The 2,914-nt window shown below is 69.3% G+C and carries 3 protein-coding genes and 1 pseudogene; 3 read left to right on the top strand and 1 reads right to left on the bottom strand.

Translation table 11 applies throughout. The features are described from left to right. Both I71_RS39860 and I71_RS17115 read left to right on the top strand, forming a co-directional pair. Positions 1–274: pseudogene (locus I71_RS39860) on the top strand (hypothetical protein); the annotation flags it as partial. Further along, the gene (locus I71_RS17115) at positions 271–819 is read left to right on the top strand and encodes an AraC family transcriptional regulator (RefSeq protein ID WP_244433889.1); all 549 of its coding nucleotides are present in this window, start codon (positions 271–273) and stop codon (positions 817–819) included. The pseudogene I71_RS39860 and the gene I71_RS17115, both read left to right, overlap by 4 nt. 30 nt (positions 820–849) lie before the next feature. Here the strand turns inward: I71_RS17115 and I71_RS17110 are convergent, their stop codons facing one another. Then, positions 850–1,866 (bottom strand): NADP-dependent oxidoreductase, encoded by a 1,017-nt coding sequence (locus I71_RS17110; protein WP_244433888.1) that lies wholly within the window; start codon positions 1,864–1,866, stop codon positions 850–852. A gap of 92 nt (positions 1,867–1,958) precedes the next feature. Between I71_RS17110 and I71_RS17105 the strand changes: the two genes are divergently transcribed. After that, positions 1,959–2,894 (top strand): LysR family transcriptional regulator, encoded by a 936-nt coding sequence (locus I71_RS17105; RefSeq protein ID WP_042696047.1) that lies wholly within the window; start codon positions 1,959–1,961, stop codon positions 2,892–2,894. Positions 2,895–2,914: the final 20 nt, after the last annotated feature.

Raw genomic sequence — 2,914 nt, 5'->3', positions numbered from 1 at the left:
CCGCCACCGCGGTCAGGCCAGTTTTCTACTAGACCGGGCCATGTTCAGGAATGTCCGCATCGAGGAGATCGACAGCGTTCAGCGGCCCCTGCTCGCCACCTCACACGATTATCCTGACGGCGGCACGCTGCCGCTGCACTGGCACCGCCGCGGCCAGCTGATCTCCGGCATCACCGGGGTGCTGATCATGTCGACCCCACAGGGCCGGTGGGTGGTGCCGCCCGATTTCGGCCTGTGGATTCCACACCGCGAATCATGCATGAGGTCCGCATGATCGGGGCGGTGACCACCCACAGCCTGTTCCTCGACCCGGCGCTGGCCGGCGGCATGCCGGACCGTTGCCAGGTCGTCGGGCTGTCGCCCTTCATCCGCACTCTGGTCGCCCGCGCCGTCGATGTCCCGGCGGACTACGATCCGGACAGCCACGACGGCGCGGTGATGGCGCTGGTCCGCTACGAGATGCTGCATCTGCCCGCCCAGCCGCTGACCGTCCCGTTCCCGGCGAGCCCGGCCCTGGCGGAGCGCTGCCGGCGCTTTCTGCAACGGCCGCTGGTCCACGAGACGATCGAGCACTGGTGCGACGGGCTGGGCATCAGCCGGCGGGCCTTCACGCGGCAGTTCCGGCGGGAGACCGGGCTGAGTTTCCTGGAATGGCGCCAACGGGCCTGCCTTGCCGCCGCCCTGCCCCGGCTGGTGGCGGGGGAGCCGGTCACCTCGGTCGCCATCGACCTCGGCTATGACAACCCAGCCGCCTTCACCGCGATGTTCAAGCGCGTCCTCGGCTCCTCGCCGCGCGCCTACCTCAAGGGGAGCGCCTGAACCGTCCGATTCCGTCTTGGAAATGCCCGGTCAGTCGACCGTAAGCACGATCTTGCCCTGGATATGGCCCTGGGCGGCTCGCTCGTGGGCCAGACGGGCGTCCGCCAACGGGAAGCTGCTGTCGATGACGACGCGGACGGTGCCGTCGTCGAGAAGCCCGGCGATCTCCGTCAGTTGGGCACCGTTCGAGCGGACCTGCGTCGCCGAAACGGTTACCCCCAGGTCCCGCGCCTCGTCGGCGGCGTCGAGGCCGAGCGGGAAGATCGGGAACAGGGCGCCACCGCGCTTCAGCGTCGCCAGGAAACGGGAGGAGGCCGGGCCGCCGACCGCATCGACGACGAGGTCCACCCCGCGCACCACTTCCTCGGCCCTGGTCCCGGTGTAGTCGATGACCTCGTCGGCGCCAAGGTCGCGCAGAAGCGCCTCGTGCCGGCCGGATGCCACGGCGATGACCCGCGCCCCCTTCCATTTCGCAAGCTGCAGGGCGAGATGTCCGACACCGCCGGCCGCGCCGTTCACCAGCACGGTCCTGCCGGCGAGCGGCACCGGCCGGTGCCTGTGCGGCTGAAGCGGGTTCGGTTCGTCATGGCCGAGATCGATCAGGAACTGCCAGGCGGTCAGCAGCGACATCGGGGCCGCGGCCGCCTGCGGGTGGCCGATCTTCGCCGGCTTGCGGCCGACATGCGCCACCGGCGCGCTGACATACTGGGCATAGGCTCGGCTGTCGCCGGCGAGACCGTCGGGAAAGCGGACCATGGCATAGACCGCGTCGCCGACGGCAAGCGTCCGGACATCATCGCCGACCGCCTCGATGACGCCGGACACGTCGGTTCCCACGATGACGGGGAAGGACACCTGCGGCTGCCATGCCGGCGGGAGCATCCGGTAGCCGTCGCGCAGGTACCAGTCCGGCGGATTGACACCGACCGCATGGACACGGATGAGGACTTCGCCCGGCCGCGGTTCGGGTTTCGGGGCATCTTCGTAGACCAGAACCTCCGGGCCGCCGAAACCATGCAGCCGCACCGCTTTCATCATCCCGCTCATCATCGTCTCCGTTGGAAAATCCTGGACAGGAGCGAGCATATGGCCGGTGATTGACGCTTGATAATCGTGCCCGAAATCACTTCATTGATACCATGAAAGAACAAATCGCCCTGGAGCGGCTGACCGGCCTGCTCGCCTTTGCCCGGGCCGGATCGCTGGGCAGCTTCACCGCCGCGGCACGCGCGCTGTCGATCTCGCCGTCGGCGGTCAGCAGAAGCGTGCAGCGGCTGGAGCAGCGGCTGGGCGTGTCGCTGTTCACCCGCACGACCCGGTCGCTGACGCTGACGGCGGAGGGGCGCGAGTTGCATGATCGGGCGCTGAAGCTGCTGCGCGACGCGGAGGAGATCGAGCAGACGGCGATGGCCGCCCGTTCGGAGCCGTCCGGCACCCTGCGCGTCGCCGCACCCCTGCCGATCGGCGTCCATGTGATCGCTCCGGCCTTGCCCGCCTTCCGCAGGCTTTACCCCAAGGTTTCGGTCGATCTGCGTCTGAACGACCGGATGGTCGACATCATCGGGGACGGGATCGATGTCGCGGTGCGCATCGGCGAGCTTGCGGACTCAAGGCTGCTGTCGCGCCGGCTGGCACCGCACCGGTTCTGCTGCTTCGCCTCGCCGGCCTATCTGGCGGCGCGCGGCACGCCGGCCCACCCGGACGAGCTTGCGGGGCACGATACCGTCAGCCTGCGCTACCAGAGCACCGGACAGACGCTGCGCTGGCCCTTCCGGATCGGCGACCGGCAGGTGGAGATCGTGCCGCCGTCCGGGATCCTCGTCGATGTCAGCGACGCGCTGGTTGCGGCTCTGGTGGCCGGCGGCGGCATCGGCATCGCCGCGACCTTCATCACCGCCCCCTATGTGGCGCGCGGCGAACTGGTCCCGCTCCTGTCCGACTTCGCCGTCGAACGCCACAACATCACCGCGCTCTGGCCGGAAAGCCGTCGCGCCAACCCGGCGGTGCGCGCCTTCCTGGCCCTGTTGCAGGAGGTGTTTCACGACCGGATGGCGGCCGCCGCCTTGCCGGCATGACGACGTCGGGCGTTGGCGAG

This window comes from Azospirillum sp. B506 (assembly GCF_000333595.1).
Classification (GTDB): domain Bacteria; phylum Pseudomonadota; class Alphaproteobacteria; order Azospirillales; family Azospirillaceae; genus Azospirillum.
This window is presented reverse-complemented; position numbering and strand designations above follow the sequence as displayed.

Coding starts and splice junctions, on each gene's coding strand:
- I71_RS17105 (WP_042696047.1), top strand. CDS start 1,959: ATGAAAGAACAAATCGCCCTGGAGCGGCTGACCGGCCTGCTCGCCTTT.
- I71_RS17110 (WP_244433888.1), bottom strand. CDS start 1,866: ATGAGCGGGATGATGAAAGCGGTGCGGCTGCATGGTTTCGGCGGCCCG.
- I71_RS17115 (WP_244433889.1), top strand. CDS start 271: ATGATCGGGGCGGTGACCACCCACAGCCTGTTCCTCGACCCGGCGCTG.